The following is a 24,499-nucleotide window of genomic DNA, read 5'->3' on the forward strand; positions in this document are numbered from 1 at the left end:
AGCTCTTACCACAGGACTTTATCAGAATGAAATTGCCATTTTGATAACACAAATGCCCTATGAGTTATCAAAAGCGCTCATAACAAATCCACTCAATGATACACAATTAATGAATTTACTGGACACAGCAGCAACCAAAGGATTTCAATATGCAGGCCGCCTTTTCCAAGAAACCGTCTTCTTCGAAGCCAATGGACTGCTTTACAGTCTCTTAGGCATCATTATCTTGCTAGCAACAAGCCTCGTAGTAGCAATCGGCGGTGGTCTCGTGCTCCTAACAAAAATCGCTATTACACTTCTCGTAGGATTGGGACCACTCTTCATCATTGCTTTGCTCTGGCAACCAACTCATCGCCTTTTCGAGCAATGGATAATCCAAGTCGTCAATTATATAATCCTCTTTCTACTCTTAGCAACTGTATTTAATCTGATGATGAATATCTTTGCAAACTATTTGAGCGATATGAAACTCGACTACGACCAGAATGTAAGTTTCATGTTTGGGGGAGCTCTCATCTTGTCCATTATATCCATCATGCTGTTACTCAAACTATCAAGCATGGCCAATTCTCTCGCAAAAGGCATTACATTTGGACATCTATGGAGACATAAAAACTAGATGAGATAAAAAGCAATGGTTCCCGTAACAGACGCCCTTAATATCCATATGACAAAATAACAAGGATATCCAATCCTAAAGTAAAAAATATTCGCACTGAAATTGAGCTATTTTCATAAATTAAAAAATGAAATTAAGAAAAGATAAATTATCGTAAACTATACACTTTACTTTAGTGTCAAAATTATAATAATGACAACAAATATCAGAATGTATATAACAGTAAAAAAGAGTCATATTAAAATGAGGTCAATCATACTTGTGATTTTGATTGCAAACCTTTTATCGGCTTGTGCATTAGCACCAAAGCTAAAACAGCCTAATGATAGAAATCGTGTGCCTATTAATAAAACAATCCCTGCCGAAATCAAGCGAGGAGACAGATGAAAAAGCGATTTATTATAACAGGAATGATTACCCTTTTGGGGATGATAAATTTAACTCTAACGTCTAGCTTTAGTTGGGGTTCTGGGACACAAAGTTCAACTGTTAAAAGTCCTTTTTCAAAAGCAGAATATCTGGAAATTATTAAGTTGTTAGAACAACAAATTAAAACAAACGAAAACCAGATCGAAAACGCGAAAAAAATTCATCAGTCTATAACAGGAAATAGGATACAAAAACCAACAATAGGAGAAAACAAGAATTATTTCATACAAGATTTGTTTTCTATCTACCCAAAAACACAGACAAACTACCAAAACATAACTACTGGGGAATTTAAAAAAAGATTTAATGAGATTATTCTCGAAGAGAAAAGGTACGGCTTCCAGCATTTGCCGTATGACCAAATGCGCGAAACAATTAATACGCGTCTTAAATATAGTGGAATTGTCGAAAAAGCTGTAAGTTTTCAAACTTTCCAAGACGCAGAGAACCGCTTTAAACAAATGAACGATTTCTTAGATAAGATAAATAAAACAAAAGATCTCAAAGAAGTTTTCGAACTGCAAACACGCATCAAGACCATGTCAGCCATGATCCAAAATGAATATACAAAGCTACAAATGGTCAGAAATTTAAGCGATGACGAAGAGACTCTTATCGAAATACAAAAACGTAAATTGTACAGAAAAATTGTAGCCTCTAACTACAAAAATATGCCTATAATAAGATCTACCCAATAAAGCTTTTTACAGCATTTGCTTTTTTTCATGAAAACAAAAATCAATGTAGAAGGTTCAGTACTCTCTGAACAATTAAGAGAAGCACAAAGATTTTATCAAAGCCAAAACATCGTAATGAAAATACTTAGGTAATGTATAAATGCAAATGAAGCGTTTAGCATGTATCTATGTTTCAAGGTGATAAAAAGTTGAAAATTTGTTAAAGAGGAATTCCATGGACTTTACAGTGTTCACGCAACTTTTCAATAAAATTGATCAGATAACAAAAACATATGTCACGGATCTTTCCTCAAAAGCAATTGTTACAATTACACCCTTTGTATCAATCGGTATCACAATCGCTTTCATCATCTACGGATGGCTCATCATCCGGGGCGCTATAGATATGCCTCTCTCCGGATTCGTAAACCGTTTCCTGCGAATAAGTATTATTACTTCAATAGCTCTTACCACAGGACTTTATCAACCAAGATATCCAATCCTAAAGTAAAAAATATTTGCACTGAAATTGAGCTATTTTCATAAATTAAAAAATGAAATTAAGAAAAGATAAATTATCGTAAACTATACACTTTACTTTAGTGTCAAAATTATAATAATGACAACAAATATCAGAATGTATATAACAGTAAAAAGAGTCATATTAAAATGAAGTCAATCATTCTTGTGATTTTGATTGCAAACCTTTTATCGGCTTGTGCATTAGCACCAAAGCTAAAACAGCCTAATGATAGAAATCGTGTGCCTATTAATAAAACAATCCCTGCCGAAATCAAGCGAGGAGACAGATGAAAAAGCGATTTATTATAACAGGAATGATTACCCTTTTGGGAATGCTAAATCTGGCACATGCAAACAATGTTGATGATATATCTACTTGCATATGGGAAAGTCTTTTAAGGGCACAGATTCCTTCGGAATCACATACTAAACAGAGTTCACTTGCTTCACCGCCACAATCTGCTCTACCAGCAGAATATCTGGAGCTTATTGATCTATTAAAAAAAGGGGAAATTATTGAGCTCTTAAAAAAACAGCTTGAGTTGAAAAAAGAACAACTTTCGCAAACAGAAAAAACCTATCAGGCTATAACAAATAGTCAAAAAATTGGACCTAAAACTATAGATTTTTCTAGTTTTTTTCTCAAAGAACCAGAATCGCTCTATAAGAGTGATAAGCTTTCAAGGAAATCATATCAAGAGGTATTAGAGGACGAAAACAAAATTTCTGAGCCTTTTGATCAAATGGGTACGTTGCTTTTTGAGCGTTTAGAATTTTTCTCAATACTAAATAAAGCTATAACTTTAAAAAGTTTTGAAAACGTAGAAAATCGTTTTCAATACCTCAAAAGTCTATTTAATGAACTTCAAACNCAATGATAGGAACCGCGTGCCCATTAATAAAACAATCCCTGCCGAAATCAAGCGAGGAGACAGATGAAAACAAAACAAGCAAAACCAGTGAAAGCCGAACAACTTAGAAGTTATTATGAAGAAAGCCGTGGCTTAGAACGTGATCTTATCAATGAATTTATAAGGTCGCGCAGAACGGCATGGCGTGTTGCGAGTACTGTGGGTCTTTTTGGCTTATTCGGTATGATATGTGGAGTTGTTGGATTTTCTCAACCAGCTCCAACTCCCTTAGTATTGCGCGTTGATAATACGACGGGTGCAGTTGATGTTATCTCAATCATGCGTGAACACGAAGAAAGCTATGGCGAAGTTGTAGATAGATATTGGCTAAATCAATATGTGCTTAACCGCGAAACTTACGACTACGATACTATTCAACTGAACTATGACACAACAGCACTTTTAAGTGCGGCATCTGTTCAACAAGAATATTATAAAATCTATGATGGAGAAAATGCACGGGACAAAGTGCTTTCCAACAAAGCACGTATTACAGTTAAAGTACGATCAATCCAGCCTAATGGACTCGGTCAAGCAACTGTACGTTTTACGACTCAGCAACTTGACAGCAACGGTGCTGCTACTGGACCAAAACAGCACCAAATTGCAACAATTGGTTACACCTATGTTGGTGCACCCATGAAATCATCTGATCGATTGCTTAACCCCCTTGGTTTTCAAGTAACAAGTTACCGTTCTGACCCAGAAATACTGTTGAATGATTAAGGAATTGATTGTTATGAAAAAACTTGCGTTCGTTGTTCTATTGTCTTCGTTTTCTTCTCTTTATACGGTACCTGTGCAGGCGCTCAAAAGTCCATCAAATTCACAATATGATCATCGCATTCGCTATATAACATATAACGAAGCCGATGTGGTTCAAATTGAAACAGTTCTTGGTGTGGCAACACATATTATTCTTGAAGAAGGTGAACAGTACATAACTCATGCCTTTGGCGATTCTGAAGCCTATGCCTTTGCTCATAAAGGGCGGCATATTTTTATTAAACCAAAAGCAGAACTTGCCAATACCAATCTCATCGTTGTAACCGACAAACGGAGTTATAAATTCCGACTACAATTTCGGAATGACCGTGCGGGATCAACATATGAATTGGCTTTCCATTATCCCGATTCAAACGATGAAAAGTCAGAAGAAAACAATCGACGCCTTGCGATTGAACGTGGTTTTCACCAAAGCGTCAACGGCTATAATCTCAGTTATACCATGAGTGGTCACCAAGATATTGCTCCGATAAATGCTTGGGACAATGGGCGTATTACTTACTTCAAATTTCCCGCTAACATGGATATGCCATCGATTTATGTCGTAGATGCTGAAGGCAATGAAAGCTTAATACCACGCACCGTTATCGGCAGTTCTAATGATATTATCGCCGTTCATAAGGTCAATCCTAAATGGCTCATACGGCTTGGTAAACGCGCTCTAGCTGTTTTTAATGAAGCCTATGACCCCAATGGCGTACCAAACACAACAGGGACAGTATCTTCGGTGGTTTATCGTATCAATAAAGGAGGAAAATGATGTTTGACAATAAGGAAGGAGAGGGAAAAGGTACAAAACTGGACAACGTCGATCAAAAACATATTGAAGGTGCCTATGGAGGGTCCGAACTAGGTTCTGAACGTCGTCCAACAATTCCAGGTACCCGTGCATTGTTAATGGTAGGACTTATTGTCATAGTAGCGATACCGATTGCCTTGACTTGGAAAGCTTTTAAAATGCGTAATACCGTGGAGGTTGAGGAAGAAAAATCACAACAAATAGTACAGCAAATTATACCAAACTATGTCCCTCGAATTATAGAAGAACCAAAGATTGTAGAAGAAGCAGAAAAATCAACACAAATAGAAGATTCAAACTTGGATATTCCACCGGCCTTAAGTAAGCTTCTTCAAACAGCCATTCCTCCACATATGCTCCAAGATTCTGAAGAATTAGCACGCAAACGTATGCTCAGTTCTAGCCTTAACAACGGTGGTAGCGAAGGATCTACAGATACAAATAATAAAGCATCGAATAATGATAGAGGTAATGGCGTATTATTTGATAACCTTCAGCCCGTGCGTTTAGGTCAATCACATGCGATGCAACTTCGTAACCGTGACTTTTTGATTACACAAGGAACGCAAATAGATTGTACGTTAGAAACAAAAATCATTACATCACAACCCGGAATGACGACGTGTCATTTAACACGCGATATTTATTCCACGAGTGGACGTGTTGTTTTGCTTGACCGTGGTTCTAAAGTTGTTGGTTTTTACCAAAGTGGCATACAACAAGGACAAACGCGCGTGTTTGTGCAATGGTTACGCATTGAAACGCCTTCTGGTGTTGTTGTCAATCTTGACTCACCAGGCACAGGTCCTCTGGGTGAAGCGGGTATTGGTGGCTGGGTTGACAGACATTTTTGGGAACGATTTGGTAGTGCAATTATGGTAAGCATTATCGGTGATTTAGGAGAATGGGTAAGAGGAAAAGTTGGTAAAAGCAGCAAAGAAAATAAAGATAACTCACAAAATAAAGGAGCTCAGAATGCTGAATCTATAGCAATCGATGTTCTTCAAAATTCCATCAATATCACACCAACACTTTACAAAAACCAAGGCGAACGAGTAAATATTTTTGTTGCTCGTGATCTGGATTTCAGCGATGTCTACAGTCTCGTCACACGTTAACCCGATACAAAAAGATCAAGCAGTTTTTCAGCTTCTGCAACCGCTTGATTGTTTTTTAGAAGATCCCACGATCACTGAATTATCGATTTGCCGCCCCTGTGAAGTATGGACGAAAAGCTTTAAGGGTTGGCAAGTACATAGCGTACCAGAGTTAACAACCACTTTTTTGCAAACGCTTATTACAGCTATTATCGTTTATAACGGTATGGCTCCCAGAAGTATTAATTATGTGCTCTTGCCTGGTGGACAACGTGGTACAATTATACAAACACCAGCTGTTGTTGATGGTGCTCTTTCCTTTGTAATTCGTAAACATTCTCTCATAGTTAAAACGTTAGAAGAACTCAAAGAAGAAGGGGCATTTGACGATTTTTCTGATGTAAGTTTTAATAAGCCTTCAGCAAAAGAAGCCAATAACTTGTTATCGAGGCAGGACTTCACACGGTTGGAACCATTTGAAGTTCAACTCTTACAAAGTAAACGTGAGGGAAAAATTCTTGAATTTTTGGAAGAATGCGTCCTTCACAAACGCAACATTATTATTGCAGGCAAAACAGGATCTGGTAAAACAACATTTGCTCGCTCTTTAATTGAAAAGGTCCCTGTAGAGGAGCGTATTATCACAATTGAAGATGTTCATGAGCTTTTTCTACCCAATCATCCCAATCATGTACATATGATTTATGGTAACAATGTAGGCCGTGTTTCAGCTGAAGAATGCCTAGATGCGTGTATGCGTCAGTCGCCTGACAGAATTTTTCTCGCTGAATTGCGAGGCAATGAAGCATGGGAATATCTCAATTCGCTCAACACTGGTCATCCCGGATCAATTACAACAACGCATGCCAACAGCGCTTTGCAAACATTTGAGCGATGTGCCACCTTGATTAAAAGATCAGAAATTGGCCGGCAACTCGAGTTAGAAATGATAAAAATCGTTCTCTATACAACAGTTGACGTAGTGTTGTTCTTTAAAGATAGAAAACTCTCTGAAGTCTTTTACGACCCGATTTTTGCTAAATCAAAAATCGCTTAAGGGGAGCTTCCTCTCTCGGTAATATGAAGCAAACAAAAATAGCCGTAACTAATTGTTACGGCTATTTATTTAACTTTTCCTATTCTCTTTGCTTCTCCAATGGATTTTCTACACTCTTCATGAAGAAAAAAAGAAAAAAGTTAATAGACAACAACTCTACGAGAAAACCAAATTATACATAAGGCTCTCTTTATTCTCTTGCCTTTGATCATTCTTTCCATTTACCTTTTGAAAAAGTATCTTTGATGCAAAAAAGAAAAAATAGCTGCAAAATAAATATTTAAACAAAAGAAAAGAATAAATTTTGATTCGCCTATCAATGAAAGCTTCGTAAAATAGGTACTTTCGATCATCACAAATAATTATCGTCATCAAGACCAAAACTTATCGTTTAAAAATTCTAAGCGCTATTTTCAAGTGATTAATAAATATGTTTTTTAACCAAACAATCTCCAAATACGGAAAACCTCATACGAAATAAATTATCATTTCGATTTAGCATCCATAAACCACGTTCTATTTGGTAATAAAAAGTATAGTGGTATATAGACGTCTTCTTCAGACGAAGAAAGATTCTTAACCTCCAGTTGTTCGTAAACAACCAAATTTCTCTTAGGCAAGCTTTGCTAACCATATCACGTGGCTTATGTCCCTCTCCTAAAGACGATATCCATAGATTCCATAAGGTAAGCTCTACTCTGAATATTCCTGCTCTCTTCTCTGCACCACAAAAAGCAAAAATTCCTAAAAGAACAGATCTACAATCACTCTTCTTAAGCCACGTCACATTGACTTATAAAGAGTGTTCATTATTTTGCGTGTTGGATAAAAGATCTTAGTACCGTAGGATTCTCTCATTTCAAAGCTGTTTATTAACCAAAACCATGTCTCTTGCACATTATAAGTAAATAAAGCCGTATAGAATGAAACTGTACAAAAAGCACTAAAAATGCCTTTTATAAACCATCCAAAATGCCCCAAATTGTCACAATATTGGGAGTTTGCAAAGTGTCTAATGGCACCCAACTTGCTCTTTTATGAAGTGTAAAAATGGAGATGCTCTATAAATTTTATATTATTCATCAGGGCTTTACCATTATACCATCCACGAGCTCTGTAGTGAAATAAGCTTAGGCACCTTAAAGAAAGGTTTCTTAAAAACAAGCGTGTAAATTGACAAGCAAAGTGTATTTGGTTCGGGGCGTTCTGTTTTACATAAGGGTTTTGATCTTATTAAAGAACGAGAGAAACAAAAGCGTGAAGCAATGCATAATCTCTATTATTTAAAAGACATTACTCTAGATGCTTTTGAAAGCTGTAAAGCAGAATTAAAAAATGATGCTAAAAATGGAAACTGGTTTGCACCTTTACAGCTTCATATTCTCCTCAAATTAGGCGGCTGTATAGCAACTTTCAAAGATTACGCCAACAGAGATACATAATACTCTTAACTCCCATTTGATAAGTAAAAGCTGCAACAGCAAAAGCTCTTTTAGAAAAACAACGCCATAAAGTCATTAATAAACCGGCAATGAATTGGAGAAATGTTCCAGATTTTTATCAAACACTCTGCAAAGCAACAAGAATGATACAACTGGCTTTGCGTCTGCTTATTCTTACAGGTGTTCGTACCCATCTCTTGCATCAATTCGTGAAGATCAGATTGAAGAGGATATATGGACAACTCTTGGCTCGAGAATACGAACGGTCTGCGTGATACTACAGGAGATTTCGCATGTCACTATGATCACAAATATTAAAAATTTTAAAACAAGCACGCTTGTTTTTTCGCAATGATTTCTGTTTTCTGTAACCGGTCGTAGTCCTTATTAAGGTGAATTTCCTATCACAATATATAAGAGAGGTTAGGTTAAAAACCTGTCCACGTAGATTTCGCTCTAGTTTACGTAATTGGCTAACAGACTCCACCTATCACACCTCAAAGGACGAAGCCTCTTAACACGCCACTGATCTGCAAACAATCCGCCCCCCTCACCTAGCAGATTTCACCTTCTAACCACTCTAATTACCACATCCTAAATAAGATAGTGTTTTACAGCACAACAGAATAAATACCAAAACAATGGCTGATTATACCGTTAATACTTGGACACCTCTCTTTCATGTTAAGAAATATCTTTTATGCTAAAAAATAAAAAACACTTTTACTGCTTAAATAACTTTCTTCAGCATATATACAAGAACAATGAAATACCCTAACATAATAAATAAGACCTAAACCTAGAAATCTCTATTTTTTATAGATAAAAACATATAAAATCAAAACCTATGAAACTCATAAAAACACAACATGTTTTCTTTGATGATTGAATTCATTCAACTCAAACGAACCTATAAACATCCCTATTCCACATTCGCAACACGTGTTCTTAGAATTCTCACTAGCCTTTTCTAAATTTTTGGAAAAAACTATAAATTTGATATTTTTTAAAAACGCCTTATTTGCTCTTTAATGAATTTAAATCTATGACGTTACAATAATTTTAAATTACTTCCCCCTTAACTGTATGATCTATCTCTACAATAGAGAGGGATTTTACGTTCTCCATTTTTTAAGAACTATAAATTTTGCTTTTTAATGCGATTAACAATCCAATCTTTAAAACAAAAAATATGACCTTTATATATATAATGATATTATCAAAAATTCCTAATCCTTGAATATTAGCAATGTTTTCGATATTACAATAAATGTGTCGTAAAATGACGAATTGTCATAATGATCACTCCTTTGTATTTCATTTAGATAATTTACATGCGTTTAATATTTGTATCAGCATTTATTTTTTCTTCTATATTTATACAGAGTAATCATTTTTTATAAAAAATGATTACTTGAATCTGCATCAAAGTATAAATTATGATGCGAATTTAATAAAAATAAAAACACATGGCATATTGATTTTATTGTTTTTACATAGAACGCTATTTAAAGTATAGTTTGCTCGAAAGACTAATGCCTTTTTAAAGGCAATAATAACTATACTAACCGCCTCATAGAAGCCAATAAATTTTTAGAGATTAAGCCTCAAAGAGGCACAAAAACACGCACAATTTTCTATTTTTCTTTTTACTGTTCGTTAATCGGTCAATTTTCAAAGATAATATTCAACTATGAGTTTTCTACTCAGCCATTGCAAGGATTGCTTCTACAAGGATTGCTTAATTTTTAGAGATTACTTCGCTTTTAGAATGATTATAGCTACTGCACCCTCATAAGCAGCCGATCTTCTTTTAGAGATTTAATTGCTAAAAGGAGATACAATTTTCCACCTTACGCTTTATTTTGATCAATCAGTAAATTTTCAGAGGCGGCGTTCAACCATGAGTTTTTTAATTTCAGCAATCGCTTTCGCTGGATTTAATCCCTTTGGACAAGTTTGCGCACAATTCATAATCGTATGGCAACGATAAAGGCGGAAAGGATCTTCTAAATTATCAAGACGTTCACCACACATCTCATCACGTGAATCCGCAATCCAGCGATAAGCTTGAAGCAAAACAGCGGGCCCCAAATAACGATCACCGTTCCACCAATAACTTGGACATGAAGTCTGACAACACGCACACAAAATACACTCATAAAGACCATCGATTTTTTGGCGATCGGAGTGACTTTGCAACCATTCTTTTGCAGGTTCAGGAGAAACTGTTTGTAACCAAGGCTCAATAACTCGGTGTTGCGCATAAAAGCGATTCAAGTCAGGAACCAAATCTTTAACAACCGGCATGGAAGGCAAAGGATAGACTTTAATGGGGTGTTTTACATCATCCATCCCTTTGGTACAAGCTAATGTATTGGTTCCATCAATATTCATCGCACATGAACCACAGATGCCTTCACGGCATGATCGACGAAGTGTCAAAGTTGGATCAATATGGTTTTTAATAAACAAAAGCCCATCAAGAATCATAGGACCACAAGCAGAACGATCCACATAATAAGTATCTAAATGAGGATTTTCCTCATCATCAGGCGACCAACGATACACGTGAAATTCCGTCAGCTTTGTAGCACCTTCAGGTTTAGGCCAAACCTTTCCCGGTTTTACTTGAGAATTTTTGGGAAGCTTAATTTGTACCATATTTTATTCTCCCCTTAATAAACCCGTTTTTTAGGTGCAATGCGCTTTAAATCGATCCCACCATCAGCTTCAGATGTTAACGGGTCCACATGGACAGGTCGATATGATAATGTCACCTTACCCTCTTTTGACAAATGTGAAAGCGTATGTTTACGCCAGTTTTTATCATCACGCTCTGGATAATCTTCACGAGCGTGAGCGCCACGGCTTTCTGAGCGTGCTTCGGCAGAATGAACAGTCATGATTGCATTCGCCATAAGATTTTCAAGCTCTAATGTTTCAACCAAATCAGAATTCCATATCAGAGAACGATCTGTGACTTTGAGATCCGACAATTCCCCCCAGATTTTATTCATCCGTTGACATCCCTGTTTCAAAGAATCTTCTGTACGGAAGACTGCTGCGTCTTCTTGCATCGTGCGTTGCATTTTTTCACGCAATACAGCTGTTGGTATTGCCCCTTGTGCAAAACGTAAACGATCAAAACGCGCTATAATTTCGTCAACAGCTTCTTCATTGATGGGTGGAATTTCTGCATTCCGATCAATAACTTCACCCGCGCGAATGGCAGCAGCACGACCAAACACCACAAGATCAATTAATGAATTTGACCCCAAGCGGTTAGCACCATGAACAGAAGCACATCCTGCTTCTCCTACCGCCATCAGCCCTGGTTGAATACGATCAGGCGAATCAGTCGTTGGATTGAGAACTTCCCCGTAGTAATTGGTAGGAATCCCACCCATATTATAATGAACCGTTGGCAAGATGGGGATAGGCTCTTTTGTTACATCCACCCCTGCAAATATCCGTGCTGATTCTGAAATCCCTGGTAAACGCTCATGCAAGATTGCAGGATCAATATGATTGAGAACCAAATGAATATGGTCCTTCTTAGGTCCAACGCCACGTCCTTCACGAATTTCAAGTGTGATACAACGCGAAACCAAATCACGTGAAGCCAAATCCTTAAAGGAAGGTGCATAGCGCTCCATAAAGCGTTCACCTTCAGAATTGATTAAATAGCCTCCTTCACCACGAGCTCCTTCTGTAATTAAGCAGCCAGAACCGTAAATCCCTGTCGGATGGAATTGCACAAACTCCATATCCTGAAGTGGCAATCCAGCACGTGCGATCATTCCACCACCATCACCCGTACAGGTATGCGCCGATGTCGCAGAAAAATAAGCGCGTCCATAACCACCGGTTGCAAGAACAACCATTTTGGCAGAAAAACGATGTATTGTACCATCATCGAGATTCCATGCCACAACCCCCGTACAAACCCCATCCGTCATGATGAGATCGAGTGCAAAATATTCAATAAAAAATTGCGCATTATGCTTTAAGCTTTGTCCATAAAGCGTATGCAAAATGGCATGGCCTGTACGGTCAGCTGCTGCACAAGTACGCTGAACAGGTGGACCTTCACCAAATTGTGTCGTATGTCCACCAAAAGGACGCTGATAAATTTTGCCTTCTTGCGTTCGCGAAAAAGGAACGCCATAATGTTCTAATTCATACACAGCAGCAGGAGCATTACGCACCAAATATTCCATTGCATCGGTATCGCCCAACCAATCAGAACCTTTCACGGTATCATATAAATGCCACTGCCAATTGTCAGGTCCCATATTTGAAAGCGATGCAGCAATTCCCCCTTGTGCTGCAACCGTATGTGAGCGCGTTGGAAAAACCTTCGTAATACAAGCTGTCTTTAATCCTTGTTCTGCCATACCCAGTGTCGCACGTAATCCTGCACCACCTGCCCCAACAACAACAACATCAAATTTATGATCTACAGTGCGATAAGGGGTGTTACCTGCTTTAGCACCCAGAGATGATCCTGTACCCGCCATACTTGTTTAACCCCCTAATGCAATTTTCAAAAGAGAAAAAATAATGATACCACCTATGAGAAAACAAAATAAAATATTTAACGTCAAAAAGAATATCCGAAAACCTTCACGTGGAATATAATCTTCAATCACCACCTGCATACCAAGTTTCATATGATAAAGGACCGAAAAAGTCATCAATCCCATCAAAATAGCAACAATAGGATGTGCAAGTCTTGCACGCACAATACTATAGTCCTTTCCCACAAGCGAAAGAATAAGAACAATAAAAAATATCAAAAGTGGTAGATTGATAAACCCCGTCAAACGTTCTAGCCAAAAATGCTCTGTTCCTTCATGAGCACTGCCACGCCCCCGTACTTTTCCAAGTTCCGTTCGAAAATCTTTTTTCATGTCTCTTTTCTCCCCCAGCTAAACAACGGTATATCCAATAATCCAAATCGCAAAAGTAACAATAAGAGAAATAAACACTGTCGCCCAAGCAGTGACTGTTGCCTTTTCTTTTGCCAAAAGGCAAGGCTTCAGATCCCAAACAATGTGGCGAACACCACCAACCATGTGATGAACCCCTGCCAAAGTATAAAGAAACAAAATACACAATCCAAACCAAGAACTATAAATTTCGTAAACTGTTCTAAATGTCTCCTCGCCACACGCAATAGCAATTAACCAAACAGCAAAAAAAACCGTTCCAACATAAAGCGCCATACCCGTAATGCGGTGTGCAATGGACATGGCCATAGTAATTGTCCAACGATAAATACTTATATGAGGGGAACGAGGGCGCTCTTTTATCCTAGTTGTCTCTATCATAAAATATCCTGACCTGGTTTTTGCAACCGCAATGAACGAGAAAGTTCGCGCAAAACGACTAAACATACTCTCTCGTTTTTACTTGTTTGGCATCTCAAGATACCGATATTACAGGTCGGTTGTCTCAAATAACGGATTAAAGGTCACGCATAAAAAAACCGATTACTCTCCGGATATGATCCGCAAAACTCGCCTTAATCTAATACACTTTTATCTTCACGTCAAAGGTCTAAAATCTTTTCCAAATATAAACAGACATTTTTTCAGATTAAACTTATCCTTTTGAGTATCCACGATATATGCAATGGTCTCTTAAATTGCACCCATGATTAAGAATAAAAAGAGGAAAAATTGATAGATTAAACATTTTTATGTCCCCTCCAAGCCTTTTAAAAGGCAAAACGAATCAAGAAAGACACAAATAAGCGGCATAAAAGCCGCTTTTGCATAAAGTTTAGCCGATATAATCTTTACTCAGAAACTTGCTTTTCAACATCTGTGCTGACAGATGCTGCTTCTACTTTCTCAACAACCTTTTCAGCTTTTTTCCGATAATCTCTCTTTTCAGCGATACGTGCAGCTTTACCTCTCAAGCCACGTAGATAATAGAGTTTTGCACGGCGCACTTTACCACGGCGCACCAGCTCAACACCTTCAATCAAAGGAGAATAAACAGGAAATACCCTCTCCACCCCTTCACCATAAGAAATCTTGCGTACTGTAAAGGTCTCATTCAACCCACCGCCTGAACGCGCAATACAGACACCTTCATAAGCCTGAACACGCGTCCGTGTACCTTCTGTCACACGCACCATAACACGGACTGTATCTCCTGGCTGAAATGCTGGAAATTGGCGCTTTTCTTCAATTTTTGCACATTGTTCAGCTTCAAGCTGTGCGATAATATTCATTTCTTTTATCCTTCATGTTCTTTATCGAACAGTCAGAGCGCTCAACTCTTACCAAAAAAGCCTTTATTAAGAATAAGGAGCTCTTTAGGCTATGTCTTACACAGGAGCGAATACACCATTCCTTCATTTTAATTTTGGAACTACAGAAAACCTTTTATAAAAAACTCTCTAAAAAGAGAGCCATGCAATACACCACCTTATCATATGAATCAAGTTTTCTGATGATTTTTATTATAACGCGCATAAAGATCAGGGCGACGTTGACGTGTTAACAATTCGGCTTGGCTTTGACGCCAATCTGCGATCGCTTTGTGATGACCTGAGAGCAATACAGGCGGAATACCCCGCCCTTCGAAAAGAGAAGGGCGGGTATATTGCGGATGTTCCAGCAAGTCATTTTCAAAACTTTCACACCTTGCAGAAGCTGCATTCCCCATCACTCCAGGCAGAAGACGTATAATAGCATCTAAGATAACCAATGCGGCTGTTTCACCCCCTGAAAGAATATAATCACCAATAGAGACTTCTTCTAGTTCTCGTGCCTCTATGACTCGCTCATCAACCCCTTCAAAACGTCCACAAACTAACGTTACACCCGTATCACGAGCCAAGCTATGCGCGTAAGCTTGGTCAAAAGGACGCCCACGTGGACTCATCAACAATCTTGGCGAATCCTGTGGACAGCAATCAAGAGCCGCCGCCAATACATCCGCCCGCATTACCATACCAGCTCCCCCACCAGCAGGTTTATCATCAACGCTATGGTGTTTGTCTAAAGCAAAATCCCTAATCTGTACCGTCTCCAGTGACCAAATTCCACGCTCTAAAGCTTGCCCTGCTAAAGAATACCCTAAAAAACCAGGAAACATTTCAGGATAAAGGGTTAAAACGCGCGCCTGAAATTTCATTTTATTTCTTATCCTTATTTTCTTAAACAGACTCTTAATAGCAAAAATAGCACAAACAAGACTTTTAACGCTATAGCGTTAATCTGAGTCTTCTTGATCTGCGCCATATTTAATACGATCCTTCTAAATACTTGCACTAAAAAAGACTCTAAAAATTCAGGACTATTTCGAGATAAAGTGCTTACAATATCTGCTCAAAAGAGCATTTTTAATATTTTCACACATTCCACTTTTTATTGACGAAATTCATCTGTTGTTTTTTACCTTCATCTTTATTTTTAGATTCAAGCTATTTCCTTTTTATCATTGTCTCCCCCATCAATTAAACCAGCGGCCATGGGATCAACAACAAGAAAACCAGAATCCATACAAATTTCTGGTACCGCCGCCTTACTAAAGGGAATAAGAACTCTTTTACCTGTATTCAAACGTATTTCAAGCAAATCACCAGCCCCGAAATTAAAAAAACCACACACTTCACCTAAGATTTTCCCCCCACAATCTTGGACACACAAGCCTATTAAATCGACTTGATAAAACTCATCCTCCATCAAATCATCAATTAATTGATCACGCGTCACATAAAGGCGAATACCTTTTAAAGACTCAGCCGCATTACGATTTTCTACCCCTTTAAAACGTACAATCGCCTTATTTTTTTGTATCCGAAGAGTTACAATTTCATAAGAACGCCCCATATCATCATAAAGAGTGCTGTAAAACTTGAAACGCTGTGGCTCAGCACTTAGAATTTTAACAAAAACATCTCCTTTTATACCATGAGGCATACCAATAATGGCAAGATAGACTTTATTTTTAAGCTTTTCTTTATTATACTTCATGCAAAAATATTATCTCTCAAAAATGAACCCTTCAATCTTATAGTTTTCTATTCAATCTTGTTGCCATATGAGACAATCTTCTAAAAGACCTTTCTTGGTAACAAAAAACAAATTAATAAAGGAGAAAGTCTTATGGCAAATATTATGCTATTTTACAAAGATATCACGCCAATCAACAAAGTTTCCCATAAAAATCTAAAATTTGCTCCTCCAAGTGATATGTCTTTTGCCAAGGATACTCACTGGGTTCCTTTAGCAAGTACTGAATATTTTCAAGCAGCACTAGACTATCCTATTTTATTTATGTGCGCCGAAGATGAACAAAAAAAACGGCACTACACATCCGCAGCTCTTGTCGGTCTTTCTAATGACGAAAATGACTATATCGCTTCTGATAAAAGTTGGAAAACCAATACTTATGTTCCTGCTTTTGTCCGTCGCTATCCTTTTGTTTTGGCACAAATTAGCAATGAAAAAGAACTTTCTGTTTGCTTTGATCAACAGTCCGGTATGTTTAATGAAGTTGCAGGAACAGAACTTTTTAATTCCGACGGCTCTATTTCTCCTTTTATGGAAGAACGTATTCGTTTTCTTGAAAGTTTTAAAATCGCTATGGAGAAAACCTCTGAGTTTATTGATGCTCTTGTAGAAATGGATCTTCTAAGCCAAAAATCCATCAATGTGAAAAACGATAAAGGTCTCTCAGCGCAATTGGAACATTTTTGGGTTGTTGATGAAGAAAAATTGAATAAATTATCAGCAAGCCAACTTGCCAAACTTCATAAAAATGGCTTTTTAGGATTAATTTTTGCGCATTTGATGTCAACACACAATCTTGTGAAAATACTCTCTCTCAAAGGTGAAAAGCAACTTATCAATCGTGAAGAGCAACCCCAAAACAAGAATGGTCATTCTAACGATGAAAAAGCTAAAAAGAAAGAAACTCTCAACTAGATAATGCCTATCAAAAACGACAAGAGAAAAGATGAAAATATTCCTCTCATTCCAGCAGACCATGCAATTTTAAACGCAAGGAAAAATTGGTTAGAGTGTCTTACCCAAACACGTCGTATGTCAGCACAAACAGTGCAAGCCTATGAACGTGATACGCGGCAATTTTTGTCTTTTCTCTGTCAGCACTTAAATCATACACCAACCCTTACAGATCTTTCTCATTTACGCATCAGTGACTTGCGTGCTTATCTTGCTTATCGGCGTACAAACAATGTAAGTGCGCGCTCTTTAAGCCGAGGGGTGGCAGGCATCCGTTCTTTTTTCAAATACTTATCACGTGAAGGAATCGTTAATGTTCCGGCGGCTCAACTTATCCGAAGCCCCAAACACCCCAAATTGCTCCCAAAACCTTTAGCGATAAAATCAGCACTTCACATAGTCAAACAAGAAAATCAACTGGAAAATGAACCTTGGATTAGCGCTCGTAATGCTGCTGTCCTCATGCTTCTTTATGGCTGTGGAATGCGAATATCAGAAGCCTTAAGCCTCACACCAGAACAATTTTCTGATCCTAAAAAAACAAGTTTATTTATAACAGGAAAAGGCGGCAAAACACGCCTTGTTCCTCTCATCAAAATTGTTTACGAAGCTGTACAAAATTATCTCAAATGTTGCCCATATCCTTTATTGGATAACCAACCCATATTTCGTGGGGCGCGAGGCGGTCCCCTACAGCCCGCCATTATTCAGAAAACTGTACGCAACTTACGAGCAAGCCTTGGTTTACCAGAAACTGCAACGCCTCATACACTGCGCCATTCTTTTGCCACCCATCTTTTATCACGGGGGGGAGATTTGCGCACGATTCAAGAACTTCTTGGGCACGCTAGTCTTTCCACCACACAAATCTATACCCACGTCGATACAGACCATTTGTTAAAAATCTATCAAAAGGCCCATCCCCGTTCCTAAAAACGTCTCATCAAAAAATTAGAGTGTTTCAACCTCAAGTGCCAAAGCATGAACACAAGTAGCTAACTCTTCTTGTAAAACTTTATAAATCGCTCGATGTATTTCTACGCGTGTCATATTAGAAAAAGAAGAAGATAAAATTTTCACTCGAAAATGTGTTTCTCCTTTACCATCAAAAGCATGTTCATTATGAGGATGCCCCTCATGAAGATGACTTTCGTTAATCACTTCAAGCTTTTGCGGATGAAAAGCATCCTGAAGCTTTCTCTGAATTATTGTTTCTATAAACATTTTTCATTCCTCAAACAAAATGAACGTGCAAAAATACACCTTTTTCATAATAGAATAAGTGTGAAAACAAATTTTTCAAAAGTCAATTCTTGTAAAATTAATCAATTTTGCATAAACCAATAATATGACAATAACATCTAAATTATTCGATTCAATTCGCATAAGCTCAAATAAAAAACAAAAAGCTGAGCCAGAAGCACAACAGTGTCAGTGGGAAGGTTGTGAAAAAACAGGGTCCCATAAAGCACCAGCAGGTCGAAATCACGAAGGACAATATTTATATTTTTGTATTGAACACGTACGCGCCTATAATAAAAATTTTAATTACTTCTCTGGTCTTAGCAATAAAGATATCGCAAAATTTCAAAAGGATGCTCTCACAGGACATCGTCCGACATGGCCTACAGATCTGAGCAATGGTACATCGAAAAAAACAGCCGCGAATTATGCAAAGATTCGCTCTGGCACAGCTGCCTATCAAAATCGCATGCGCGATCCCTTCACGCTTTTTACTGGGCAGCATTCAAACAATAAGTTCTCACGAAAATTAAAGCCCTTAGAAGCAAAAGCTTTTGATACACTGGGACTACAGGCAAACGCTTCAGCAGAAGACATCAAAATGAAATATAAAGAGTTGGTAAAAAAGCACCATCCTGATTCCAATGGTGGTAATCGTGCTTCAGAAGAGCGCTTTCGTGATGTTTTACATGCTTACAATTTGCTAAAAAAGTCTGGTTTGTGCTGAAAACATGCGCTTATATGAGTCTATTTTCATTTAGACCATCATTATTTGCGCAAAATGTTACTTTTTTTGCAAAACATTATAGAATACGTAAAAAAATCTTTCTTCAATATCTAAGGCTCTCATTATAGAGCATTGCATAAATACTTTAACTCTTGTATCGTTTCTAATGAATAAATAGCGTCCTCTCCCTTCCAGAAACATAATGACAAATCTTACCGTTGAAAATTTGCCCGATATTACACTTTGTGCTCGCGATCTATTTCATATTGAAACAGATCTGAAAGTCCCTGCTTTTAGCACAAAAAGTCCCCATGTTCCTGATATCGATCCTGATTATCTTTTTGATCAGCAAACAACTTTAGCGATTCTCGCAGGTTTTACCTTTAACCGCCGTGTAATGGTTTCTGGCTATCACGGTACAGGGAAATCAACGCATATTGAACAAGTTGCTGCACGTCTTAACTGGCCTTGTCTTCGCATTAATCTTGATAGTCATGTAAGTCGTATCGATCTTGTAGGAAAAGATGCTATCGTTTTAAAAGATGGTTTACAAATCACTGAATTTAAAGAGGGCATTTTGCCATGGGCTTATCAAAATAATATTGCTCTTGTTTTCGACGAATATGATGCGGGGCGTCCCGATGTTATGTTTGTTATCCAACGCGTTCTTGAAACCTCTGGAAAACTAAGCTTACTTGATCAAAGCCGTGTCATCTCTCCCCATCCAGCATTTCGTCTTTTTGCAACGGCAAACACCATTGGTCTTGGTGATACAACCGGTCTCTATCATGGTACCCAACAGATCAATCAAGCTCAAATGGACCGCTGGTCTATTGTTACGATACTCAATTATTTACCCCATGATAAAGAGGTTAATATCATTTGTTCAAAGGTCAAATCTTTTCAAACGGCTGAGGGAAAAAAGACAATTTCACAAATGGTTCATGTTGCTGATATGGTACGCCAATCTTTTATCAATGGAGATCTTTCAACTGTCATGAGTCCACGTACCGTCATTACTTGGGCAGAAAATACAACAATTTTTCAAGATGTCGGCTTTGCCTTCCGATTAACCTTTCTCAATAAATGTGATGAACTCGAACGTGCCACTGTTGCAGAATTTTATCAACGCGCCTTTGGACAAGAGCTTCCCGAATCACTCATTCATGGTGTTTCGCCTTAAGGAATCTGTCACTCATGGCTACCGATATTGGCGACAACAAAAATCCGGCAAAAGATTCTTCCAACAACACTCTTAATGCTGAAGCTTTAAAAAAAGCACTTTCCACCTGTATGCGTGCGATTGCAGGCACAAACAACCTTGAAGTTTCCTTTAGTCATAACCGACCATCTTTAAGCGAAAGTTGCGCGCGTTTACCAGAATTACCTCAATACGCAACGAATAAAGACATCACTATTACCCGCGGACTAGGTGATTCCATGGCTCTGCGCAAAGCATGGCATGACAACCGCATTCACATGCAATTTTCTCCACCAGAATCAGAAGCACGTGCTATCTTTGATGCCCTCGAACAAACACGTGTTGAAGCAATTGGTACTTTAGCCATGGAGGGACTTGCAAAAAATCTTGATGTCATGCTCGCCGATAAATACAAAAGAGCCCATTATCATAAAATTAGCAACCAAAGTGAAGCCCCCATCCAAGAAGCGATTGCACTTTTATTGCGTGAAAAAATAACAAAGCGCGCAGCTCCAAGAGAAGCGGGTTCTGTCTTAGAATTGTGGCGTAAAGAACTCGAACAAAAAGCAGCAGAACTCAATGAACTCCCACATCATATTTACAACCAACAAGCTTTTGCACAGATTGTTCGCCAAATGCTTGTTACACTCAAAATGACAGTGCAACAAGCTGAAGCTTCTAACAGTGAAAACAATAAAAAGTTAAAAAATGCGTGTGAACCTCAAGACCAAAGAGAAGAAGAGAGTAAAAACAAAAAACACGCTCAAAGTGAAGAACAAACCAGCACTGAACAAGAAAGTGATGTGCAAGATGACGGAAAAACACAAGCGACACAATCAAACAACAATGATCAAGCTGACGGCGAGCAAAAAAATGGACCTTGGCAAGAAAAGCCGAGCAAACCCAAACACCTTTTTTCTGATTCGGAACAAATGGAAAGACTTGGCAATTATAAAATCTTCACCCGTCAATTTGATGAAATTTTGGAAGCAACAGATTTTTGTTCTGAAAACGAGTTAGATCACTTACGCCGTTATCTTGATAAGCAAATCAATCATCTCCAAAACATCGTTGGACGTTTAGCAAACCGTCTCCAGCGCCGCTTGATGGCGCAACAAAATCGCAACTGGAACTTTGACCTTGAAGAAGGATATCTTGATACAACACGGCTTCCACGTCTAATTATTGACCCCATGCAACCCCTTTCTTTTAAAATGGAAAGCAACACCCAATTTCGGGACACAGTTGTTTCACTCCTCATTGATAATTCTGGCTCAATGCGCGGACGCCCCATTAGCGTTGCTGCAAGTTGTGCTGATATTTTGGCACAAACTCTTGAGCGTTGTGGTGTCAAAGTTGAAATTTTAGGTTTTACCACCAAAACTTGGAAAGGGGGCAAATCGCGCGAACAATGGCTTACCCAAAACAAACTCCATAATCCTGGACGCCTCAATGATTTATGCCATATCATCTATAAAAGTGCTGATACCCCATGGCGTCGCGCACGACGCAATTTAGGTTTAATGATGCAAGAAGGATTATTAAAAGAAAATATCGACGGAGAAGCTTTGATTTGGGCTCATCAACGCCTTTTATCACGGCGTGAACAACGTCGCATCCTCATGGTCATTTCTGATGGTGCTCCTGTTGACGATTCGACACTATCGGTCAACTCCAGCAATTATTTAGAAAAACACTTACGCGCAGTGATTCAAGAAATCCAAACACACTCCCCTATCGAACTCATTGCCATTGGAATTGGTCATGACGTCACACGTTATTATCAACGTGCTGTAACAATTATGAATGCTGAAGAACTCGCCGACGCCATAACAAAACAATTAGAAATACTTTTTAGTGATAAAAGGACTCATATTCATAAGAAATAAACCTGCCTTGAATCAGCAACGATTACATTTTAAAAATTATCTCTATCATTAAACCATCGGAATTTGATGGCTAACAACCTGAGAAGATAATCCCACAAATTGAATATCGAACTTTAAAGAAGCTTCTACTTTACTGGATGCATTATGAATTCTAAAAGAAATGCTCCAACCATCTTCAAAAATTGTAATGAGTTTGTTTTTACTTTCTGGTTATATTGCGACTGATAAAACTTTTCTTGGAATTTTTCATTTACGTCCATATCCCAGAGTGCCCTTCAAATTAAAAGACTGAATAATTACCCGTTTTTGTCTCGATCTTGTGTTATTCATTATATTTAAATACACGTATATAGAAAAATATCTCCACTAGACATAGCTCTAAAGTGCTGATCTCACAGAAAATATAATGCCTAGACTTTCACCTTCAGTAACACAAAAAGATAAAAGCTGTATTTATTATACGCAAAAGAAGAATCATCCAAAGAGGATATTTTAAACACTAAGAATTATTTTATAAAAGAATCGGCATAAATGGATTCATAGCAATTTTTCGGCAAAAATCGCTAAAGCAAGCGAAAGCCAACCTGTTCCCTAACCTTCCCAAAACAGTACTCACCACGGGTGATCTATCAACATAAGCTCCCATCTCCTAGATAAAAGAAAAAATCTTTACTCACATAAAATATAAGAAAAACACGAAAAAAAGAATATTACTTCATTCACGAAAAAGAACATACCATTATATATCTTATCCGCACTCCTACTTTAAAGAAACATTCTTCCTTGCTTCCAAGCTTATTTCACGACAGCGCCCATATATGGCATAATGCACAATCCAGAATCATCCTTTACTTTACAAGCTACAAGCCAAAAGCAAAATCCTACTTTCAAGCTTCCAATGTTTTTAAGATAAATCAATATACTTCCAGCGCCTAATATTGCACTTCTATTACATTAAAGCTCTTCATAAGAGTATTGCTTTCTCAAATGACGTTGTCCGCACGCCAATTCCTCTTATAACATAGGCAAGCAAATGATTTTTATTAACTCAATATAAGAGTATTTAAAACGCGTAAAATTTTATGATATTGGGCTCTTTCACTCAAATGAAAAATATAAGTTATCATTTTAAATCAATCTATTAATAAACATCAGTTGCAATTTCTGTCACATTGAATCATTTGTAAAAAGCATATTTATCCCCTTCTCAAACAAATGACTTTATCTTTTCCTCACAAGAGAATTTTGAAATAAAAAAGCGTTTTGTGTTGGAGTTCTTACTTAAGTTGGTAAATGATAAAGTATCCATTATAACTAACGTGTCACACCAAGCATAGCGTACAATTTTCTTGGCTTCAGGAAAACAAAAAGACAAAAATCCTTATTTGTGACAAACAAAAGAGGAATCATCTTTTGAATGACATTGATAAAGAGGAAGCTTTACGATGTTAAGAATTGTCCCATAAGGAATCAACATCAACAGACTCATAATAATTTTTACCGAAAAATCACCAAAAGCAAGCGATAGCCAAACTGGCATGCCTATCCCTCCCAAAACAGTACTCTCCACCAGTGAACTATCTGCATACCCTGTTATCTTATCAAAAACAGCAAACGAGCTAGAAAAAGCAAGAGCAAAAAACAGCACTGTATCCAAAGCTGAACCAACCAACGCTGCTGCTAAAGGTGCTTTCCACCATGTTTTACGTCGCAAAGGAGTAAAAACCACAATATCAAGGAGTTGCCCAAATAAAAATGCAAAACTAGAAGCAAGTGCAAGCCGTGGTGTCGCCAATATCCAAGAAACAAAGACACCCGTAAAAAAACCAGCATAAACCACACGCCGCGCAGCAAATGGACCATAAAAACGATTGGTCAAATCATTGATTAGAAAAGCAAATGGATAGGTAAAAGCCCCGTAAGTCAACAGCTCATTCAAATCAAACCAATAGACAGGATATTGAACTAAAATATTAGAAGCCGTGACAGCAAGGCACATTGCAAAAATAGAAAAAACAACATACCTTTTCTTTTGCTGTTCTAATAAAAGACCGCTTGAAGACATTTTTTTAACCTGGGATATGGAACCAATAAAATGAACCGATCAACCT

General features: G+C 37.8%; 23 protein-coding genes and 2 pseudogenes. 15 read left to right on the forward strand and 10 right to left on the reverse strand.

Annotated elements, in window-relative coordinates:
* The 10 genes and pseudogenes from ACFIMG_RS01250 to ACFIMG_RS01295 form a co-directional block, all read left to right on the forward strand.
* Positions 1-619: type IV secretion system protein (locus ACFIMG_RS01250; RefSeq protein WP_375693556.1), on the forward strand; the 619-nt coding region annotated here is incomplete at its 5' end.
* A gap of 243 nt (positions 620-862) precedes the next feature.
* On the forward strand, positions 863-1,006 hold the full coding sequence (locus ACFIMG_RS01255) for a TrwH protein (protein ID WP_375679257.1): 144 nt from the start codon (positions 863-865) through the stop codon (positions 1,004-1,006).
* Positions 1,003-1,746 (forward strand): type IV secretion system protein, encoded by a 744-nt coding sequence (locus ACFIMG_RS01260; RefSeq protein ID WP_375679258.1) that lies wholly within the window; start codon positions 1,003-1,005, stop codon positions 1,744-1,746. Before ACFIMG_RS01255 ends, ACFIMG_RS01260 begins: the two co-directional genes overlap by 4 nt.
* A 214-nt stretch (positions 1,747-1,960) precedes the next feature.
* Positions 1,961-2,212 (forward strand): annotated as a pseudogene (locus ACFIMG_RS01265) (type IV secretion system protein); the annotation flags it as partial.
* A 182-nt stretch (positions 2,213-2,394) separates the two neighbouring features.
* Complete coding sequence (locus ACFIMG_RS01270; RefSeq protein ID WP_273791747.1) at positions 2,395-2,538, forward strand: TrwH protein; 144 nt, start codon at positions 2,395-2,397, stop codon at positions 2,536-2,538.
* Between the two features lie 644 nt (positions 2,539-3,182).
* Positions 3,183-3,884, forward strand: coding sequence for a virB8 family protein (locus tag ACFIMG_RS01275; RefSeq protein ID WP_375606007.1), 702 nt, complete (start codon positions 3,183-3,185; stop codon positions 3,882-3,884).
* Positions 3,885-3,897: 13 nt separating this feature from the next.
* A complete protein-coding gene (virB9, locus tag ACFIMG_RS01280) occupies positions 3,898-4,704 on the forward strand; it encodes a P-type conjugative transfer protein VirB9 (RefSeq protein ID WP_375606008.1) in 807 nt (268 codons plus the stop codon).
* On the forward strand, positions 4,704-5,861 hold the full coding sequence (gene virB10, locus ACFIMG_RS01285) for a type IV secretion system protein VirB10 (protein WP_375678696.1): 1,158 nt from the start codon (positions 4,704-4,706) through the stop codon (positions 5,859-5,861). The genes virB9 and virB10 overlap by 1 nt, the downstream gene beginning before the upstream one ends.
* Positions 5,836-6,897 carry a P-type DNA transfer ATPase VirB11 gene (gene virB11, locus ACFIMG_RS01290; RefSeq protein WP_375618302.1) on the forward strand — a complete coding sequence of 354 codons (1,062 nt, stop codon included), beginning with the start codon at positions 5,836-5,838 and terminating at the stop codon, positions 6,895-6,897. Before virB10 ends, virB11 begins: the two co-directional genes overlap by 26 nt.
* A gap of 1,265 nt (positions 6,898-8,162) precedes the next feature.
* On the forward strand, positions 8,163-8,339 hold the full coding sequence (locus ACFIMG_RS01295) for a hypothetical protein (RefSeq protein WP_375678666.1): 177 nt from the start codon (positions 8,163-8,165) through the stop codon (positions 8,337-8,339).
* Between the two features lie 1,884 nt (positions 8,340-10,223).
* On the opposite strand, the gene ACFIMG_RS01300 is transcribed toward ACFIMG_RS01295, so the two are convergent.
* The 7 genes from ACFIMG_RS01300 to rimM form a co-directional block, all read right to left on the reverse strand.
* The gene (locus tag ACFIMG_RS01300) at positions 10,224-11,003 is read right to left on the reverse strand and encodes a succinate dehydrogenase iron-sulfur subunit (RefSeq protein ID WP_273790055.1); all 780 of its coding nucleotides are present in this window, start codon (positions 11,001-11,003) and stop codon (positions 10,224-10,226) included.
* Positions 11,004-11,017: 14 nt separating this feature from the next.
* A complete protein-coding gene (gene sdhA / locus ACFIMG_RS01305; RefSeq protein WP_375678667.1) occupies positions 11,018-12,862 on the reverse strand; it encodes a succinate dehydrogenase flavoprotein subunit in 1,845 nt (614 codons plus the stop codon).
* A 6-nt stretch (positions 12,863-12,868) separates the two neighbouring features.
* Complete coding sequence (gene sdhD, locus ACFIMG_RS01310) at positions 12,869-13,255, reverse strand: succinate dehydrogenase, hydrophobic membrane anchor protein (protein ID WP_375612246.1); 387 nt, start codon at positions 13,253-13,255, stop codon at positions 12,869-12,871.
* An 18-nt stretch (positions 13,256-13,273) separates the two neighbouring features.
* Complete coding sequence (sdhC, locus tag ACFIMG_RS01315; RefSeq protein ID WP_375678668.1) at positions 13,274-13,675, reverse strand: succinate dehydrogenase, cytochrome b556 subunit; 402 nt, start codon at positions 13,673-13,675, stop codon at positions 13,274-13,276.
* Between the two features lie 470 nt (positions 13,676-14,145).
* The gene (rplS, locus tag ACFIMG_RS01320; protein ID WP_375612245.1) at positions 14,146-14,586 is read right to left on the reverse strand and encodes a 50S ribosomal protein L19; all 441 of its coding nucleotides are present in this window, start codon (positions 14,584-14,586) and stop codon (positions 14,146-14,148) included.
* A gap of 209 nt (positions 14,587-14,795) precedes the next feature.
* Positions 14,796-15,494: a tRNA (guanosine(37)-N1)-methyltransferase TrmD gene (gene trmD, locus ACFIMG_RS01325; RefSeq protein ID WP_375612244.1), complete on the reverse strand. Its 699-nt coding sequence runs from the start codon at positions 15,492-15,494 to the stop codon at positions 14,796-14,798.
* Between the two features lie 284 nt (positions 15,495-15,778).
* A complete protein-coding gene (gene rimM / locus ACFIMG_RS01330) occupies positions 15,779-16,336 on the reverse strand; it encodes a ribosome maturation factor RimM (RefSeq protein WP_375618306.1) in 558 nt (185 codons plus the stop codon).
* Positions 16,337-16,468: 132 nt separating this feature from the next.
* Between rimM and ACFIMG_RS01335 the strand changes: the two genes are divergently transcribed.
* Together ACFIMG_RS01335 and ACFIMG_RS01340 are read left to right on the forward strand one after the other, a co-directional pair.
* Positions 16,469-17,290: a SapC family protein gene (locus ACFIMG_RS01335; protein WP_375678669.1), complete on the forward strand. Its 822-nt coding sequence runs from the start codon at positions 16,469-16,471 to the stop codon at positions 17,288-17,290.
* A gap of 3 nt (positions 17,291-17,293) precedes the next feature.
* The gene (locus ACFIMG_RS01340) at positions 17,294-18,262 is read left to right on the forward strand and encodes a tyrosine recombinase XerC (RefSeq protein ID WP_375678670.1); all 969 of its coding nucleotides are present in this window, start codon (positions 17,294-17,296) and stop codon (positions 18,260-18,262) included.
* An 18-nt stretch (positions 18,263-18,280) separates the two neighbouring features.
* Here ACFIMG_RS01340 and ACFIMG_RS01345 read toward each other — a convergent pair whose 3' ends face one another.
* Positions 18,281-18,553: a BolA family protein gene (locus ACFIMG_RS01345; RefSeq protein WP_375612716.1), complete on the reverse strand. Its 273-nt coding sequence runs from the start codon at positions 18,551-18,553 to the stop codon at positions 18,281-18,283.
* A 124-nt stretch (positions 18,554-18,677) separates the two neighbouring features.
* Between ACFIMG_RS01345 and ACFIMG_RS01350 the strand changes: the two genes are divergently transcribed.
* From ACFIMG_RS01350 to cobT, 3 genes are all read left to right on the forward strand, one after another.
* On the forward strand, positions 18,678-19,298 hold the full coding sequence (locus ACFIMG_RS01350; protein ID WP_375612239.1) for a J domain-containing protein: 621 nt from the start codon (positions 18,678-18,680) through the stop codon (positions 19,296-19,298).
* 202 nt (positions 19,299-19,500) lie between these two features.
* Positions 19,501-20,481, forward strand: a complete 981-nt coding sequence (cobS, locus tag ACFIMG_RS01355; protein WP_375612717.1) for a cobaltochelatase subunit CobS — start codon at positions 19,501-19,503, stop codon at positions 20,479-20,481.
* 14 nt (positions 20,482-20,495) lie between these two features.
* A complete protein-coding gene (gene cobT / locus ACFIMG_RS01360; protein ID WP_375678671.1) occupies positions 20,496-22,388 on the forward strand; it encodes a cobaltochelatase subunit CobT in 1,893 nt (630 codons plus the stop codon).
* 48 nt (positions 22,389-22,436) lie between these two features.
* On the opposite strand, the pseudogene ACFIMG_RS01365 reads toward cobT, so the two are convergent.
* Positions 22,437-22,583 (reverse strand): annotated as a pseudogene (locus tag ACFIMG_RS01365) (HaeIII family restriction endonuclease); the annotation flags it as partial.
* A 1,186-nt stretch (positions 22,584-23,769) separates the two neighbouring features.
* Entirely contained in the window at positions 23,770-24,453 is a 684-nt protein-coding gene (locus tag ACFIMG_RS01370) for a VUT family protein (RefSeq protein ID WP_375645287.1), read from the reverse strand.
* Between the last annotated feature and the right edge of the window lie 46 nt (positions 24,454-24,499).

This window comes from Bartonella sp. AP11XZML, from assembly GCF_042196445.1.
Lineage (GTDB): Bacteria > Pseudomonadota > Alphaproteobacteria > Rhizobiales > Rhizobiaceae > Bartonella.